Source organism: Campylobacterota bacterium, from assembly GCA_040752835.1.
Classification (GTDB): domain Bacteria; phylum Campylobacterota; class Campylobacteria; order Campylobacterales; family Sulfurimonadaceae; genus Sulfuricurvum.
In genome coordinates this window covers 451,108-468,319 of sequence record JBFMGG010000007.1, presented here as the reverse complement: position 1 = coordinate 468,319, position 17,212 = coordinate 451,108, and the positions used below count along the sequence as shown (strand labels likewise).

The window sequence follows — 17,212 nt, the reverse complement described above, 5'->3', positions numbered from 1 at the left end:
GATCAGGAAAGCCGGCCGCGGTAATCCTCGTAGCCGAATTCGTGCACGATCTTGAGTTCGCCCTGCTTGGTCCAGATCGCCAAAGAGGGAAGCTTGATTCCGTTGAAAGTCGTGTTTTTCACAAACGTGTAATGGATCTGGTCTTCAAAAACGATCTTGTCTCCCACTTTCAGCGGCTCATCGAACGAATAATCCCCCATGATGTCTCCCGCCAGACAGGTATTCCCGCCGAAACGGTAGGTGTAGGCCTTCTCGCCCGCTTCGCCCGAACCGCGGACCATCGCCCGATACGGCATCGCGAGGGTATCGGGCATATGCGCTTCGGCCGAGGTGTCGAGAATCGCGATGTCCATGCCGTTGTGAACGACGTCCAACACCGAAGCCACGAGCGGCCCCGTCTGCCAGCCCACCGCCTCGCCCGGCTCGAGATAGACGGTGATGCCGTTGTGACGCTCCCGAAATGACCGAATAACCTCAATCAGCCGTTCTACGTCGTAATCGGCGCGTGTAATATGATGTCCGCCCCCGAAATTGACGTATTGCAGGCCCTCGATGTAGCGGCCGAATTTGGCTTCGAACGCTTCGAGCACCCCCTCGAGCGCATCGACGTTTTGCTCGCACAACGCGTGGAAGTTGAGCCCGTCAAGTTTGGCTACGATGCTCTCGTCGAAATTTGCAAGCGTCGTCCCCAGCCGGCTGTAAAGGCCGCAGGGGTTATAGAGATCGACGGGACTTGAAGAGTACTCCGGGTTGACTCTTAGCGACACCTTGATCGAAGGATTGATCTGCTTGACCCGTTCATAATAGCGATGAAACTGTGCGGGAGAATTGAAAACGATGTCGTCGCTGATACGGGCGATCTCGTCGATCTCTTCGTCTTTGAAAGCCGGCGAATAGGTATGAACCTCTTTATTCATCTTTTCACGGGCAAGTTTGGCTTCGTGCAGTCCGCTGGCCGTACACCCCTGCAGGTATCGCCCGACCAGATCGAACGTCGACCACATCGCAAAACCCTTAAGCGCCAGAATAATCTTGGCACCCGACTCGCGCTGAACGCGATCCAGGGTCAGCAGATTCCGTTCAAGGAGTTCCTCTTCGCAAATGTAACAGGGGGTATGAGGGAGAAGGGAGAAATCGATCGCCATCGCCAGGTCCTTAAAAAAAGTGCGCAATTGTAGCATATCAAAAGAACGCCGCATAGCTTCTCTCTGCCCGGTAAACAGGGAAATGTGCCGTTTCGACGCCGATCCGTTCGAAATTGGTGTACAATGTAAAAACGGATTGACTTTCAAGAGGAGGCGCATCATGAGTTCCTCGGTCTATGTACACGTTGCCCGCGCAGCCATCCAATCACGGCTGGAAGGGTCGCATATCGATAAAAACGTCTTCCTTTCGGAGCTGCCCTCACTGGCCAATAGCGGAGCATGCTTCGTTACACTCAACCTCCACGGGCGGCTGCGCGGATGCATCGGTTCCCTGATCTCCCACAGGCCTTTAATCGACGATCTGATCGCCAATGCCGAGGCGGCCGCTTTCCGCGACCCCAGGTTTCCCCCTCTTTCGTCCGCCGAATTTGACGATACCGACATCGAAGTCTCCCTTTTGAGCGAACCGCGACAGATCTATTACCGCGATGCCGACGATCTCAAATCGATGATCCGACCGCACGTCGACGGGGTAATCCTGCGAAGCGGAAATGCACAGGCTACGTTTTTGCCGCAGGTGTGGGATGAGTTGAGCGATTTCGACCGTTTTTTTGCCCAACTGGGACGCAAAGCCGGTTTGGGCGATTCGCCGCTCTCCCACCATCCCGAAATCTACGTCTATCAGGTCCGGAAATTTTCGGAGGAGGGATAAAATGCAATACTATCTCCCCAAAGACGGGCGTATAACCTGCCTGTTATGTCGGCATTACTGCACCCTGAGCGACGGGCAGATCGGTATGTGTCACGTCGAAAAAAACGTCGGCGGTCATCTCGAATGTCTCGTTTACGGCCATCCTGCGGCGGTCCATATCGACCCGATCGAAAAAAAACCCCTCTTTCACTTCCTTCCCCGTTCTTCAAGTTTTTCTCTTGGAACCGTCGGGTGTAATTTACGATGCCCGTTTTGTCAGAACTGGCAGATATCCCAAACCGGCAATATCGACACTTCAGTGACCCTCATGCCCGAAGAAGCGGCACGCATTGCCTACGACAGGGGCTGCTCGTCGATCAGCTACACGTACAACGAACCGGCGGTATGGTATCCCTACGCCAAAGACATAGGCACGGAAGCCAAAAAACGGGGACTGCGCAACGTTTTCGTCTCCAGCGGATTCGAGTCCGATGAAGTGAGCCATGATCTCAAAGGGTGGCTCGATGCAACCAATATCGATCTCAAAAGTTTTGATGCCTCCTACTACCGGAAAACGCTCAAAGCATCGCTGGAGGGGGTACAGGAGACGCTCAAAACCATGGTTCGGCTCGGGATCTGGGTCGAAGTCACGACCCTGATCGTTCCGGGGCATAACGACAAAGAGCATGAACTGCGCGGCATCGCCCGCTTTATTGCCGATGAACTCGGTCCCCACGTGCCGTGGCACATCAGCGCGTTTCATCCCGACTACAAAATGAACGACACGCCCCCGACGCCGGTTGCATTGATGGAAAAAGCACTAGGCTGGGGGAAAGAAGCGGGCCTTTATTACGTCTACCTGGGCAACGTCTCCCGCCCGGCCCAGACGCGTTGTCCGCAGTGCGATACGCTGCTGATCGAACGCTACGGCTTCGAAACCACCCATTTTGTTCTGGATGATGGGCATTGTCCGCACTGTCGGCGCGCAATCGAGGGGGTATGGAAATGAAACTACGTACCATGAGCGTTTCGGGCAGCTTTTACCCCGCTTCGGCGGGAGAAATCGTGGAAATGATCGACCGGTTTAACGCCATCGTGGCGGCCCATCCCGACATCGAAGAACGTTACGATGCGTTGAGGGGACGTGCCGTGATCGTACCGCATGCGGGGTGGATATATTCGGGATTCACCGCCAACATCGCCCACCGCATTCTTGCCAGGTCAGGGGTTGATACCCTTTTGGTCATCGGTCCTTCCCATCGGGTGGGATTCGAGGGGGCCAGCCTTTGCGGGTATGAGCACTACCAGACGCCGCTGGGCGAGCTGAGTATGGACATCGCCCTGATTGACGCACTGCGCGGCAAATTTTCCCTAACCTGCTTCCCGGAGGCACACCGCGAGCACAGTACCGAAGTTCAGATGCCCTTCGTGAAACACTATCTTCCGAATGTACGCATTGCCGAGCTCGTCTACGGCCATACGGATCCCGCGTCAATCGCCCCCATAATCGATTACGTCCTCGGACTCAAAAACGGCGGAGTCGTCATCAGCACGGATCTGAGCCATTACTACCCGCTCGAACAGGCCAAACGGCTTGATGCCGTATGCCTCGAAGCGATCCGGAGCGAAAATCCGTCGCTCCTGCATCGCGGATGCGAAGCGTGCGGCGTGATCGGCGTCGAAGCGATGCTGGACGTCGCCCGGCGCAAAGGGCTCGAAAGCGTCCTCCTCGATTACCGTACCAGTGCCGACGCCAGCGGCGACCGTTCACGGGTCGTCGGCTACGCCAGTGCCCTATTCCGAGGCGTTTAGACGCATAACGGCGAAAACAAATCTTCGCTTAATGTAATTTTCTCTACAATCTATCACAAAAAAATATAATAAAACGGAACGGATCAATGGAGACTTACATTGGCAGACAGCCGATATTCGACTTAGACGGTAAATGCATCGCGTACGAGCTGCTTTACCGCAACGCCATCGATTCGGCTGGGGCCCATTTCAGCGACGACGGCAAAGCGACCGCACGGGTCATGATCAATCTCGTCCACAACATCGGGCTCTCGGCGATCATCGGGGAACGGCTGGGATTCATCAACGTGGACGAAAACATCGTCATGAGCGACCTGATGCATTCGCTGCCGAAGGAAAAATTCGTTTTCGAAATTCTTGAATACACGCGCGTCACCCCCGAATTCATCGATAAAGTCGCCGATCTGCATGCGATGGGATACCGCTTCGCTCTGGATGATTTCAGCTGCGCGAACGAAAATATCGACTATTTCCGGCGTTTGTTCCCTTACGTCGAAATCGTCAAAATCGACCTGCTCGCCACCGATTACGACCATATCGAAACCATCGTCGAGAAATTCCGCGACTACAACGTCAAACTACTGGCCGAAAAAGTGGAGGACCTCGATGTTTTCGAACGGTGCGCGAAGGCGGGATTCGATTATTTTCAGGGTTATTTTTTTGAAAAGCCGACGATCATCGCCGGAAAAAAAATCGAACCCTCGGTAGCCAACGCGCTGGACCTGATCAATACGCTCCATACCAGCGACGACATTCACAAGGTATGCGAAAAATTTGCGCTTTGCCCCGAACTCACCTACAATCTCCTGCGTTATATCAATTCGGCGGAATTTAATTTTCAGCAGGAGATCACGAGCGTCCGCCAGATTCTCCAGATGCTCGGCCCCTCACGCCTTCGTTCCTGGCTGGGGCTGTTTTTGTATTCGGATGCGGAGGAACGGCGTTTTAGCGAAGCGATCATCGAAGCGGCGAAATTTCGGGCCAACCTGATGTACCGGCTCGTACATGCCCACGGACGCCCCGATATGGCCGACGAAGCCTTTTTGACCGGCAGCCTCTCGCTGATCGATACCTTTTTGCAGATGAAGATGGAAGAGGTGATCGACAAAATCCAGTTGCGCGAATCGACGACCGACGCCCTGCTCAAACGTGAAGGGTATCTGGGCAAATTTCTCTCGATCGCCGAAAAGCTTGAAACGAGTGAAAAAATCCACACGCTGATCGACAACCTCGCACCGAAGATCAATCTCACCCCAAGCCGCCTGTACGCGATTTACACCGAAGCACTGAACAACAACGCGATCGAATGATGATGTGGCAAAATACCGCCGCACGAAAGCGTATCAGATAGATAATCTATCTGATACATGAAGACAAAAGAAGGGGTTATACGTCCATCTCGATGACGTTCCAGGGGAGTCCCTGGGTGTTCATGTCGTCCATAAACGGATCGGGATCGAGCTGTTCCATGTTGAACACCCCTTTCCCGTTCCAGATCCCCTGAACCATGAGTTTTGCACCGATCACGGCAGGGACGCCCGTCGTATACGAGACCCCTTGCGATTTGACTTCGGCGTAGCACTCTTCGTGGTCTTTGACCTGGTAAATGTAGATCTTGCGTTTTTTACCGTCTTTGAGACCTTCGGCGACGATACCGATGTTGGTTTTCCCTTTGGTGCGCGGTCCAAGCGATGCGGGATCGGGCAGCAGAGTTTTCAGAAACTCGATCGGCACGATCTTCATCCCCTGGTGTTCGACCGGCTCGATGCCCAGCATGCCGACGTTTTGAAGGCAGCGCATGTGCATGAGGTAGCTTTGTCCGAACGTCATGAAAAACCGGATCCGCTTGAGTCCTTTGATGTGTTTGACGAGCGATTCCATCTCTTCGTGGTAAAGTAGATAGCTGTCTTTGGGACCCACTTCGGGATAATCCCATACCTGCATAATCTCCATCGGTTCGGTTTCGATCCACTCGCCGTTCTCCCAGTAGCGCCCTTTTGCACTGACTTCGCGCAGATTGATCTCGGGATTGAAGTTGGTCGCAAACGGATAACCGTGGTCCCCGGCGTTACAGTCGAGAATGTCGATCGTATGAATTTCGTCGAAATAGTGTTTTTGCGCATAGGCGCAAAAGACGTTGGTCGCACCCGGGTCAAAGCCGCTGCCGAGCAGCCCCATGATTCCGGCTTCCTTGAATTTTTCGTCACGCGCCCACTGAAGCTTGTACTCGAACTTCGCTTCATCGGGATGTTCGTAGTTGGCGGTGTCGAGATAAGGGGTTTTGGTCGCGATACACGCGTCCATGATGGCCAGATCCTGATACGGCAGCGCAACGTTGATGAGGATGGCCGGTTTGTATTTCCCGATCAGCGCGATCACCTCTTCGGTTTTGTCCGCATCGACCGTGTCGATTTCTATCGCACCCGCTGGAAGTTCGTTTTGGATCTCTTCACACCGTTTCAGGGTACGGCTGGCCAAAATGATCCGATCGAAAATATGGTTGTTCATGACACATTTGTGTGCCACTACGCGCCCTACTCCGCCGGCGCCGATAATAAGTGCTGTTGCCACGGCTTATCCCTTTGTAAAAAAATATCGAAAATTATAGAGAACAATCACTTACGATTGGGTTACGGATGGCTTAGAGGCAAAATGCATCCAGCAAAACGAGCCCCCAGACGAATCCGAGCATCGCCAGCGATAAAAAAACCAGCGCCGCTCCCGCGTCTTTGGCTCTCTTGGCCAGTTCATGGTGCTCGAACGTCACCAGATCCACGGTCCGCTCTATCGCACTGTTGATAATCTCGGCAATGAGTGGAATGAAAAGCGAGACGCTAAGGATCGCGCTGTGAACAAACGAAAGAGGTAAAAACCATGCGATAGCCATCCCCCACCCGAACAACAGGAGCTGGAGGCGGAACGATTTTTCGTTTCGGGTTACTTCGGCAAGTCCGCTCAAAGCGTAACGGGTGTTTTTGAACAGGGTGTATTCAGGCTTGTTGAGTGCCATGATTCTCCTTTAGTCGGATCAGTGCATTATACACCGTTTGCGGATCGGCATCGGGCGGAAGCGGCTCGCCGTAAACGATGCGGACGTTTCGGCGGAACCATCCGCACGACGGGACAAGGCGTCCTTTGCTGCGTGAAAAGAGACTCCCGTAGATTCCGTCGATGTAAAACGGGACGATCACCCCGCATTCACCTGCAGCGATAGCACGGTAACCGGGATAAATCGTACCGATCTCTCCGTCATGACTGATCGAACCTTCGGGAAAGATCCCGACGATTTCTCCCGCTTCCAGCCGTTTCCGGGCATTTTTAAACGCTTCCTTCGCACCGTTTTGGGAAATGGGGATCACTTCGCCCAGCTCCATGATCGGACGGATGAAACGCTTTTGGTAGATGGAACGTTCCATAAGATAACGTATGCGGCGCTCGACCCCGATCTGGACCAGTATCCAGTCGATCCAGCTGACATGGTTGCCCAGCAGCAGTACCGGACCGCTTTTGGGGATGTTGTGGGTATGCAGGGGGATGATATTGTAGCGCAGGGAGAGAAAGCTTTCGAAAATAAGCCAGAGAAAATAGTCTTTGTAACGCCCCAGCACCGCATAGGTCAAAACGGCCGATACCCCCAGCATCGCGTAAAAAAGGCTCAGCGAATCCCATCCGGCGTAGGCGAAAAGAGTCGTCAGGAGGAGAAAAGCGGTCATAAAAAGGTTCTGCAGCCAGTTGTTCCCCGAGAGGATATAGGCCAGATGCGCTTCGGGCGCTTTCATCTGGATCAGCGCATTGAGCGAAACGATCATCATCGCCCCTCCGATCCCGAATCCGAAAAATACCGCCCCGATGAGGTAAAGGTTGTGGGTCAGCGGCAAAATTGCCAGCATCACCGTCATTTTGAGTGCACCGGCGACGATAAGCCCTTTGTGCAGATAATGGCGCGAAAGGCGCGAGGCCAGGAGAGATCCCGCGATGATTCCGAACGCCGCCAACGCCATAAGCCCCTGCACGACGATCGTATTGTCAATCCCCAGCGTCCGTTTGGCGTATGCCCCGAAAGCGGCGAGAATCACCTGCGAAATCGACCAGAAGAGCGAAAGAGAGAGAATGGCGTCGAATATTTCACGATTCCGGCGTATCAGCATCCAGTTTTTACGCAGGTAGACACCACTTAGATATTTTTTAATATTAAAACGCTGCGCTTGCGGCTTTCGCGTGTCGCTCAAACGCAGCGTCATCCAAAACTCGATCACGCTTCCGCCCACGAGCAGCCACCCAAGAGGGGCGATCCGGCGAAGGATATCGGCTTCGTCGCCGTACGAAGCACCCAGAGACGTTTCAAACAGAACCGTGTACGCCATAATCCCCGAAAGTATCGCGACGGTAGTGGTGGACTGTACAAGCGCATTGAGCGGAGCAAACCCCTTTTCTCCCGCGATCTCCTTGATGTAACCGTACTTGGCGGGAGAGTAGATCGCGCTTTGCGCCGCCAGAACCAGGGTAAGGACAAACGAGCCCCAGAACCATCCCCGGTAATAGCTGTAAGTGATAAGGAGGGTGATCAAAACCGCCGCGAGCGCACCGTAGCGCATCACCGATACTTTGGAAAAACGGTGCGATATATATCCCGATGGGGTAAAAAGAAAAATGAACGGCAGAAGGATCAGTGCGTTGAGAATGGCCGTGTAGATGATCTGAGTCTGATCGTCGTATATTTTGAATACGGTATTTTGGATGATGATTTTGTGCCCGAGATCGGTAAAGGCATTGAGAAACAGGGCCAGGGTATAGGGAAACACCCCGGGGGTCTTCCATATCCCCTTCATCGGGCGAGTACCGTGCTCCATCCCTCGTAGTAACCGTGCTGTTCCAGTGCGGCGTCGAACAGTACCGCGGTGGTCTCTTCGACCTGTTCGGGGGTTACGGGTTCGGTTTTCGTCAGTACGGCACCGTAAGCGTAATCGCTCTCTTCGTCCCCAACCTCTTCTTTGAGTGAAAACCCGTGCGACGAGAGCGACGAAACCACCCGTTCCAGAGCGCTTTTCGTCTGAAAAAAGAGGTAATGTTCCACTTCCCGGGCAATCGAATGGTCATCCCCGGCCTCCCGAAGCGCTTCGAGAGTGTGGCGGTTCTGTATCCGTAAGAGTGCATACGCATCGGGGTAGAGGCGTTCGAGATACATTTCCCACTTCGTATCCCTCGATGCCCCCCGTTCGTAGGCAAATCCGCCGTGCGCGTTCATCACCTCCGAGCTCAGGTTTTCGAACCGTTTGGCCTCGGGAGCGTAAAAATAGAGTTCGATCCACCCTTCCTTACTCAGCGAACCGGCAAAAACGGCGTCCAATTCCGCTTCGAGTCTGTTCGACAGTTCTTCGCGGAAACGGACGAAACTCTCATCCGCAGGGTCGGATGCTTTGACAAAAAGCCACAACAGCCAGCTCCGCTCCGGCTGAGGGGCGTTCTCGGAAAGATCCATATTGACGTCGCAGCGGAAAGGGATCTCCTCGTCGTCGGTAAGTTCGTAAAATTCGATCATCGATAGCCTGTCAGTTTTTTCGCCATTATAAAGTTTTTATTCTTGATTTTCGCCGACGTAGCTTTTGTGCAGCTTCACTTTTCCGGCGAGTTCCTGAATATTTCGGGTGTCCACCGGAACCGTTTTGTGCTGCTCTAGCGACTGGGAAAGAAGCTTCAGCCCGGCCGTCACTTCGGCTGAAAGATTTTCAAGGTTCTCGCGCGTGAAGCGGCTGTCGCTGCGGGAATACGATTCGAGGGTGACGATGAGTTCGGCGAGCTTTCCTTTGGCGGCGACGAACTCTTCGTACAGCGTATGGGCCGATACGAACAGCGCCGAAAGCGGCTTGAACGAGTCGGAAAGCTCTTTGGACTGCTGCGTGATCTCACGCAGCTGTTTGGAGGAAAGAACCATCTGTTGCATGATCAGTTCGCTTTGTTCGCGGGAACCTTTGAGCAGAGCGTCGTTTTCCATGAGAGCGGTCGCAATCGATTCGCTTTTGATCCCGAGGGCATGGATCTGCCGGCCGAATTCGTGAACGATTTTTTCAAGCTCACGCCGCAGCACCCCTATCGCGTATTCATCGGGCCCCGAAGTTTCGATGCGCGAGAGTCGCGCATGGATCTCGTCAAGCGATGCGGAAACCTCTTTGTGGGCGTCACAGCTGATCCCGAGCGCGTTTTTGAGCTGATTGAAGTGATCCTGCTCCGCGATACGGAGCAGATCGATGTGACGATGGATAATATTGTCGAGTCCGGGAAGCTCGGTCAGGGTAAATTCTTCGAATTTTTCAAGCGTCGCATGTTGCTGCGACAGAAGGGTTTCGAGTTTAGAGACGAACAGCTTCTGGTTGGCCTGAATCACGTTCAACGCCTCGATCTCCTCTTTAAAAAGGGTGCGCAGCTGTTCGTGGGTCGAGTCTTCCATCCGCGCAACCGTTTCGAGACGGCGGGAAGAATCGTCCAAAGAGCGTCTGAGAACATCGACCTCTTCGCCCAGCGTGTAAAGACGCAGTGTATTTTCCCGTTCCGATGCGGCGGAGGCGCTTCGGCTCAAAACGCTCATGATCGCCGAAAAGACGATTCCGATTCCCACCAAAAGCAGAGATTCCTTCAAAACGCTCAAAGCGTTCGGTGCCGTCGCGTAGACGATGAAATGAAACATCCCTCCGGCGGCCCCCACTCCCAACACGACGGGCGTATAATTGATTTTGTGGCCGTCTTTGTAAATCGCCGTATGACGCAAAAACAACAGGGAAATCAAACCGATCGTAATGATAATGTCGATATTTGCCATCCTAATCCCCTTTTTAGCCGATCAACCGCAAAAGTTCCAAAGGCTCGCGTGCGATCGGGTCCGCATCGGCGATCGCGGCAAAGCCCCAGGCCGCGAATACCGCTTCGATTCCCGCATTGCTGGCCGCTTCCATGTCTTTGGCGTTGTCTCCGACCATCCAAGCACGATCCGTGCCCGGACGGTATCCGCAGTGATCGAGATGACGGCGGATCATCTGCGGATGCGGTTTGGGTTCGTCGACGTCGTCGGCGCCGACGATCAGTTCGAAATATCCTTCCATCCCCAGATGGGAGAGCATCCGTCGCGCGAACAGCCCCGGGGCGTTGGTCGCCACGCCCATCCGCGCATTGGCGCCACGCAGGGTTTCGAGCACCTCGATGATCCCGTTGTAGGCGCTGACGTTTTTGATGCACTGGTCGTAATAATGGCTTTCGAAAAGTTCTTTTGCTTCGGGCTCGTAGCGGGACGTGCCGTAAAAAATCTCGGCCAGATTCCGATGCGGGGCATTGATCGCGTCAACTACAGACTGAACGCTCATGGGTGAGAGGGAATAGCGTTCCTGCCGCACGTAATTGACCGAATGGGTGATGTCGTTCCCCGAATCGATGAGGGTGCCGTCCATATCGAAGATGACGATTTTCTGCATTACTTCATTTTTTCGTAAAGTTCGACGAGAGCCCGGACGAACAGAGGGTGATCGTTCGGACAACGGGATACGCGGTACTCTTCGAATCCCAGTTCGTGCGCGATCTCTGCGTATTCGATCGAAAGCTCGAAATCGGTTTCGGAATTGTCAATCGTAAAGGCGATCGGGACGATGAGGACTTTTTTGTTCTCCATCGACTCGAGCATATCGCCCAGCGAGGGTTCAAGCCACTTCATCGGGCCCACCTTGGACTGATAGGCCAGACGGACGTTTCTAAAATCGAGCCCCTCGGCGTGCATCATCTCCTTGAGCACTTCGACGTGTGCGATCACATGCCGCTGGTAGGGGTCCCCCTCGTCCACCACTTTTTGCGGCAGACCGTGCGCCGAAAAGACAATGTCGTATTCGGACGCATCGGACCCGGCCAACGCTTCGCGGATGCGCTCGACGACGCAGCGGTTGTAGGTTTCATGGCCGAAAAAATGTTTGATCTCGCTGAAAATCACGTTCCATCCGATCCGATGGGCCGCCGCTTCGAAATCCTCGAGAGACGAAAGGGTCGTTGTCGTCGAGTATTGCGGGTAGAGGGGAATCAGATACGCTTTTTCCACTCCCGCCGACTTGAGCCGTTCGCACACCTCTTCGGCCAGCGGGGGCGTGTAGCGCATCGCAAAATCGACGACCACTCCGTCGCCTACCGCCTCGCCAAGCTTTTCGCATAACAAACGCGTATGACCGACCAGCGGCGATTTACCGCCGATGCGGCGGTAGATTTCCTGAGATTTTTCGGTGCGGGTCAGCGTTATCATGGCGGCGATGAATTTCCGCAGCAGCGTACTTTTCGTCCGTATAATATTCGGATCGTTGAACATGTTGTGCAAAAACATCTCCACTTCACCCAGATTATTGGGGCCGCCCATATTGAGCAGTACAATCGCTTCTTTCATCCGTTTCCCGTCTGTTTTTGAAGAAAGTGTACCATAACGGCATGCTGATTTTCGGGATCTATAAAAAAAAATAAAGAATTTTGGTTTATAATGGTCTCAGCACACAACGCAGCAGGAGGTTGGATGCTCGGTAAATGGACCCTTTTATCGCTTGCAGTTTTCACTTTGACAGCGCATGCCGAATCACAGCGGCGTGAACCGTCCCTCTTTTTAGGATACGAAAGAGATCTCAAAAAATCGATCGAATCGGAAAAAGAAGACACCACCGCATTCATTAAAAATCCGCTTCCTCCCGTGTCGGTGGTCAAGCCCGCCGTCCCTGCCGTTCCTGTTGTCAAAGCCGTCGTAGCGCAGGATCTGCCGATGCCCATTCTGAAAAACACGAAGGTCGAAACGGACGAAATCGGACACGAAGAGAAACCCTTTCTCGTCGTCTCCAAACCTGCCCCCGTGGCCTCTTCAAACCTCTGCGCGGACGAGAAAAAGTCCTCGGCTTCCTCAGTCAAAGAAGGAAGTTCGATCGTCAAAAATCTTAAAAACGCGAAAGAAAAAGTTCTTTCCAAAGCCAAAGAATTTCTCGGAACCCCTTATGGTTTCGGAAACAAATCGGGCATGCAGACCGATTGCTCGGGCTTCACGCAGCAGGTATACAGCCAGTTCGGCATTTCCCTTCCGCGCAGCGCGGCCGAACAGGCTCAACTGGGGATGAACGTCGATCCTTCCGATTTGCAGGTGGGCGATCTGCTCTTTTACCGCACCTACAAATCCGATCCCTCGCATGTAGCGATCTACGCCGGCAACGGACAGATCATCCATGCCTCGTATACCGCGAGAAAAGTACAATACGATTCGATAGACAAAGATTATTACAAACAGCGGTTTCTTTATGCCAGACGCCTGGCATTCAACGAATCGCAATCGAAGTAAACGTATGTCCTCGCTCTACACCACCCTCGACAAACACTGGCTATGGAAAGAGATCCATACCAAGCTCGAGATTTCGTCGCCTGCCTATTCGTACTGGAACGACACCCGCCACGTCAAGCTGGGACGCTACGTCTTTATCGAAAAAAACACCCTGCCCGCACGATACGCCCATATCCAAGAAGAGCTGACCGACCTCTCAGGATACCTTCCGACGCAGTACGCGGCAACGCAGTTGGGGATCGACAACCACATCTTTGCCTACAAAAAAATGCGTTTGTACAAACAATTCGAATACACTTTCGTCAACGGGATCAAGTTCGTCAATATCAAACGCTTTTTTGTCGAAAACGGGATCAAAATAAACAAAGAGAGCTACGTCCACCTAGCCCGGCTCGATGATCTGATCATTACTCCAGACTGCCGCTTTTACCGGATCGACGACTCGTACGGCGTCGTCGTTTACGACTGACGTTTCCAGCGGCGCAGAAAAAACCGCTCGGGAGAAAGGGCGGGATCAAGTTCCTTTCCCGAAACGATCCGCTCGCTTATCCGTCTGGCCAGATACGGCGCTAGGACGAATCCGTATCCTCCCGATCCGTTGATCATCCACGCGTTCGGGTAAAAAACGCACCTCGGCCCGTTCGTTTTTCCCCCGGAACCCTCCCCAGTGCTTGCCGCTTCGTCCACCAGCCCTCCGGCGATCGGGTAGTAGTCGTGGGTTCCCGAACGCAGTCCCGTGTAATCGCGCAGGATCCGAACGTTCTCCAATTGCAGCGTTCGGGCCGCTTTCGCAAGCAAAGCGGCCCTTCCCGAGTCGACATCGTACGCTACTTCCGCAAAAGGATCGAAATGGACGTCGTGCGTAGCGCCGATGGCAACCGTCCCTGACGCCGACGTGGGGGAAATCGACACGTGATGGTGGAGAATGGACGAAAGCTCGGTATCGGTTTGCACGTCGATTCGATGACCCCATATCCCTCGCAGTCGGATCGAATCGCCGCCCAGTATTTTGGGATAGGCCCCGGTGGAAAGTATCATGTGTTTCCCCCGCAATCCTCCGACGTGCCACATCCCCTCCCGATACACGGGATCGCGCGCATCAAAGCAATGGAAATCGATCCCCTCGGCCATGGCATGACACACCTCCTGCGCATCAACAACGGCGCCGCGTTCGAGGTAGATGGCTTCGTTTTCGAGTGCTTCGGGGAGGATCATGGCACGCAAGGAAGCCGGAACGTCGCGATAGGCAAGATCGGTCGTCCTTTTGTAGGCGGCCAGCTTTTCGGATTCGGATTCGGAATTGGCAATGTGCAGCAACGGGCGCAACAGCGTGTGCCGAGGAAAATAGCGAGAATAAAAATCGAGCGCTTCAACGTGTGCCGCCGCAACGATCTCTTTGAGAGGGCCGCTCTTGGAAAATTTCGGGGAGATGAAAGCCCCCGCTGCCCCGCTGCCATCACAGGCGATCCCGCTGCGGTCGATCAGGGCGACGCGCAGTCCCGCACGGTTTAAAAACCAGGCGCTGCAGCAGCCGTTGATCCCTGCCCCGACGATCAGGACGTCATAGGGTGATTTGTTTGAAGTCTGCAAATTTATCGAATTCTGAATAAATGGAATTGAGGAGCTGTTTACGATTTATACGAAGTTTTTCATTTTCATCATTCACCATTACGTTTGCAAAAAAATCATCTAAAGGTTTTTTGATCTCAAATAGCATTTCTAAGCTAGGACCTGTAACAGGACCTGTCATTATGTCAGAAAATTTATTGAATAATGCTCTTTCATACTCATTAAAAAGATCACTATCAGGATATCCATTTACGTCTTCATCTTTAAGAATGTTAGCAAGACGTTTGATCAAAGAAAATGATTCTTTAGCATCTGAACTTTTTGCCATTTCATCAACTTGTTTGATTTTGATATCAAACGATTGGATATCTAATAATGGCTGATGTTCTCTGTTTACTACAGCTTGAATAATCGAATTGTTGATTTCTGGATACACTCCCGCTAAACGCTCTATGACGAATAACTCAAGGTTTTTTACATAATCATTTTTAGAGTACAACTGTCTTACGTTTTCATCACGGAAAAAGACGCTTAAATCTAATGGAATTTTATGTTTAAGTGCGATGCCAATAATCCCGTTGACCGCACGGCGCAAAGCGAAGGGGTCACGTGAACCGGTCGGAATCTCGCCGATGCTGAACATCCCCATCAGGGTGTCGAGTTTCATTGCAATATTAATCACTGCACTAAAAGGAGAACTGATATCTTCGCCGGAAAACTTATATTGTTCTTTGATTGCTTCTGAAATATTTGAATCTTCATTAGGAAACAACGCTTTGAAATAATATGAACCCATTAGTCCCTGAAGTTCGGTAAACTCATAAACCATTTCGGACAGTAAATCAGCTTTAGCAAATTCTATGGCTTGCTTGAGTAATTTTTCGTCAAATTCAATGCCTCCGACATAACAATAGTGCGACAGAAACGATACAATTTTTTTCTCCCGCTCGATCTTGTCAGCCAGCGTCCCCAGACCGTTCATAAAGACGACTTTCTCCAACCCCGCCGTACTCAGGCCTTTTTTGAGGTCGTTACGGTAGAAAAAGAGTGCGTCCGACAAACGCGGCCGAAGCACCCGCTCGTTCCCTTCGATCACCTTGCTGAAATCCCCGGTCAGGGCGTTGGAGACGACGACGAAAGCATTGATGAGTTTCCCCTCTTTGAAAACGGGAAAATAACGTTGATGTTCTTTCATCGACGTGATGATGACTTCGGGCGGCAGCTCCAGGAAGTTTTCGTCGAATTTGCCGAGCAGCGGAGTCGGATATTCGGTGATGGCAACCACTTCGTCAAGCAGATCGGCGTCCACTTCGATCGAGATGCCGTGCGTTTTTTCAAGTTGCGCGAATTGGTCCAGAATCCGTTTACGGCGCTCTTCTGGGAACAGTAGGACAGACCCCGATTTCAGAATATCGAAATACGACTGGATCGAAGCAACCGGCTTGGGTTCAAAATGGCTGATGCGGTGGACGTGGGTGAGGGGTGCGGAGCGGACACCGAAGAGTTGCGCTTCCACCTGCTCTTCTCCGAGCATGACGTTGATCCAGCGAATCGGGCGGATAAAGCTTTCGGTATTGCTTCCCCAGCGCATCGATTTTCCGAAACTGAGGCTTTTGATCCATGTTTCGATCATCGATCCGAGAATCTCGGCGCTGGGACGCCCCTGCAACGTCCGCGCGTAATACAGCACCTCTTTGCCCCCTTTCTCGGCGCGTGAGAGCTGATCGAACTCGACGCCGCATTTTTTCGCGAAACCGAGAGCCGCGGGAGTCGGAGCACCGTCTTTGAGCGCGATTTCCACCGGAGCGCCGAAAAACTCTTCGATCCGGTCATCCTGGGCCGTTTTGAATTCACGGTGCCACAGCACGAGGCGGCGCGGCGTATAATAAAACTCAAACTCGCCCATCAGAGCGTTTTTTTCGAGCACGGCGGCCCATTTTTTTTCGATTTCGTTCAGTTCTTTCAGGAGGGGAACCGCCGGGAGCTCCTCGACACCGATTTCAATCAAAAGAGGTTTTAGCATTGTGTTAGTCCGTCATCATTTTTAAAAGGTCGATTTTACCGCCCCGATGGTTAAAAACCGCTGTTGCTTTGGTAAAAATTAATTCAGAGATAAAGTATCCGATTTAGGGAGGTTTAAAAGTTTAGGGATGTACAATGCCTCCATTCAATCAATACCAGAAGGAATCATTCATGCCAACAATTAACCGTTACGTTGATATCAGTACCGTAGACCGCGAAGCGAAAAAAGATTACATTGATCGCCATTCTCCGTTCATTCACTGTGCCTCCACGGCGAAAAAAGGGGAGAAGTTCGCCGTTACCGTCAAAATGGGGAACGAATACTCGCACCCGGATGATTTTGACCACTACATCGCCAACATCGCCCTCTACAACGGCGAAACGCTGCTTGCCCGCGCCGATTTCGTTCCCGGAACGCTCGGAAACGAAAAAAACCATGCCGAGGTGACATTCAACATCGTCCCTATGGGTAAAAAACTGACCCTCGTAGCCCATGGCTACTGCACCAAACACGGTGTGTGGGAATCGACTCCGGTCGAAGTCGAAGTGGAAGAAGCTTCGTCGTGCTGCGGCGGCGGACACTGTTCGTAACGCATCGTTAGGGAGCTGATCTTTTAGCTCCCTTTAACCCCCTTTCCT

At 52.7% G+C, this 17,212-nt stretch carries 17 protein-coding genes; 7 read left to right on the top strand and 10 right to left on the bottom strand.

Annotated elements, in window-relative coordinates; all coding sequences use genetic code 11:
• Positions 1 to 2: 2 nt before the first annotated feature.
• On the bottom strand, positions 3 to 1,145 hold the full coding sequence (nspC, locus tag AB1763_08395; GenBank protein ID MEW5832842.1) for a carboxynorspermidine decarboxylase: 1,143 nt from the start codon (positions 1,143 to 1,145) through the stop codon (positions 3 to 5).
• Between the two features lie 160 nt (positions 1,146 to 1,305).
• Between nspC and amrA the strand changes: the two genes are divergently transcribed.
• From amrA to AB1763_08375, 4 genes are all read left to right on the top strand, one after another.
• Entirely contained in the window at positions 1,306 to 1,857 is a 552-nt protein-coding gene (amrA, locus tag AB1763_08390) for an AmmeMemoRadiSam system protein A (GenBank protein ID MEW5832841.1), read from the top strand.
• Between the two features lies 1 nt (position 1,858).
• The gene (gene amrS, locus AB1763_08385; protein MEW5832840.1) at positions 1,859 to 2,845 is read left to right on the top strand and encodes an AmmeMemoRadiSam system radical SAM enzyme; all 987 of its coding nucleotides are present in this window, start codon (positions 1,859 to 1,861) and stop codon (positions 2,843 to 2,845) included.
• Complete coding sequence (gene amrB / locus AB1763_08380; protein MEW5832839.1) at positions 2,842 to 3,648, top strand: AmmeMemoRadiSam system protein B; 807 nt, start codon at positions 2,842 to 2,844, stop codon at positions 3,646 to 3,648. Before amrS ends, amrB begins: the two co-directional genes overlap by 4 nt.
• A gap of 86 nt (positions 3,649 to 3,734) precedes the next feature.
• Positions 3,735 to 4,958 (top strand): EAL domain-containing protein, encoded by a 1,224-nt coding sequence (locus AB1763_08375; protein MEW5832838.1) that lies wholly within the window; start codon positions 3,735 to 3,737, stop codon positions 4,956 to 4,958.
• A 76-nt stretch (positions 4,959 to 5,034) separates the two neighbouring features.
• Here AB1763_08375 and AB1763_08370 read toward each other — a convergent pair whose 3' ends face one another.
• The 7 genes from AB1763_08370 to hemH form a co-directional block, all read right to left on the bottom strand.
• The gene (locus AB1763_08370) at positions 5,035 to 6,219 is read right to left on the bottom strand and encodes a saccharopine dehydrogenase family protein (GenBank protein MEW5832837.1); all 1,185 of its coding nucleotides are present in this window, start codon (positions 6,217 to 6,219) and stop codon (positions 5,035 to 5,037) included.
• 70 nt (positions 6,220 to 6,289) lie between these two features.
• A complete protein-coding gene (locus tag AB1763_08365) occupies positions 6,290 to 6,658 on the bottom strand; it encodes a diacylglycerol kinase (protein MEW5832836.1) in 369 nt (122 codons plus the stop codon).
• Entirely contained in the window at positions 6,639 to 8,477 is a 1,839-nt protein-coding gene (locus tag AB1763_08360; GenBank protein MEW5832835.1) for an MFS transporter, read from the bottom strand. The genes AB1763_08365 and AB1763_08360 overlap by 20 nt, the downstream gene beginning before the upstream one ends.
• On the bottom strand, positions 8,474 to 9,187 hold the full coding sequence (locus AB1763_08355) for a DUF695 domain-containing protein (GenBank protein ID MEW5832834.1): 714 nt from the start codon (positions 9,185 to 9,187) through the stop codon (positions 8,474 to 8,476). Before AB1763_08355 ends, AB1763_08360 begins: the two co-directional genes overlap by 4 nt.
• 36 nt (positions 9,188 to 9,223) lie before the next feature.
• The gene (locus tag AB1763_08350; GenBank protein ID MEW5832833.1) at positions 9,224 to 10,462 is read right to left on the bottom strand and encodes a hypothetical protein; all 1,239 of its coding nucleotides are present in this window, start codon (positions 10,460 to 10,462) and stop codon (positions 9,224 to 9,226) included.
• A 13-nt stretch (positions 10,463 to 10,475) separates the two neighbouring features.
• A complete protein-coding gene (locus AB1763_08345; protein ID MEW5832832.1) occupies positions 10,476 to 11,108 on the bottom strand; it encodes an HAD family hydrolase in 633 nt (210 codons plus the stop codon).
• Positions 11,108 to 12,055, bottom strand: coding sequence for a ferrochelatase (gene hemH, locus AB1763_08340; GenBank protein MEW5832831.1), 948 nt, complete (start codon positions 12,053 to 12,055; stop codon positions 11,108 to 11,110). The genes AB1763_08345 and hemH overlap by 1 nt, the downstream gene beginning before the upstream one ends.
• A gap of 123 nt (positions 12,056 to 12,178) precedes the next feature.
• Between hemH and AB1763_08335 the strand changes: the two genes are divergently transcribed.
• Positions 12,179 to 12,982, top strand: a complete 804-nt coding sequence (locus AB1763_08335) for a C40 family peptidase (GenBank protein ID MEW5832830.1) — start codon at positions 12,179 to 12,181, stop codon at positions 12,980 to 12,982.
• 4 nt (positions 12,983 to 12,986) lie between these two features.
• A complete protein-coding gene (locus AB1763_08330; protein ID MEW5832829.1) occupies positions 12,987 to 13,451 on the top strand; it encodes a hypothetical protein in 465 nt (154 codons plus the stop codon).
• Here the strand turns inward: AB1763_08330 and AB1763_08325 are convergent.
• Positions 13,442 to 14,572, bottom strand: a complete 1,131-nt coding sequence (locus AB1763_08325) for an FAD-binding oxidoreductase (GenBank protein MEW5832828.1) — start codon at positions 14,570 to 14,572, stop codon at positions 13,442 to 13,444. The two genes, AB1763_08330 and AB1763_08325, sit on opposite strands and share 10 nt — an antisense overlap.
• Positions 14,544 to 16,574, bottom strand: a complete 2,031-nt coding sequence (gene glyS / locus AB1763_08320) for a glycine--tRNA ligase subunit beta (GenBank protein ID MEW5832827.1) — start codon at positions 16,572 to 16,574, stop codon at positions 14,544 to 14,546. The genes AB1763_08325 and glyS overlap by 29 nt, the downstream gene beginning before the upstream one ends.
• A 170-nt stretch (positions 16,575 to 16,744) precedes the next feature.
• Here glyS and AB1763_08315 point away from each other — a divergent pair, with 170 nt between their 5' ends.
• On the top strand, positions 16,745 to 17,164 hold the full coding sequence (locus tag AB1763_08315; protein MEW5832826.1) for a class II SORL domain-containing protein: 420 nt from the start codon (positions 16,745 to 16,747) through the stop codon (positions 17,162 to 17,164).
• Positions 17,165 to 17,212: the final 48 nt, after the last annotated feature.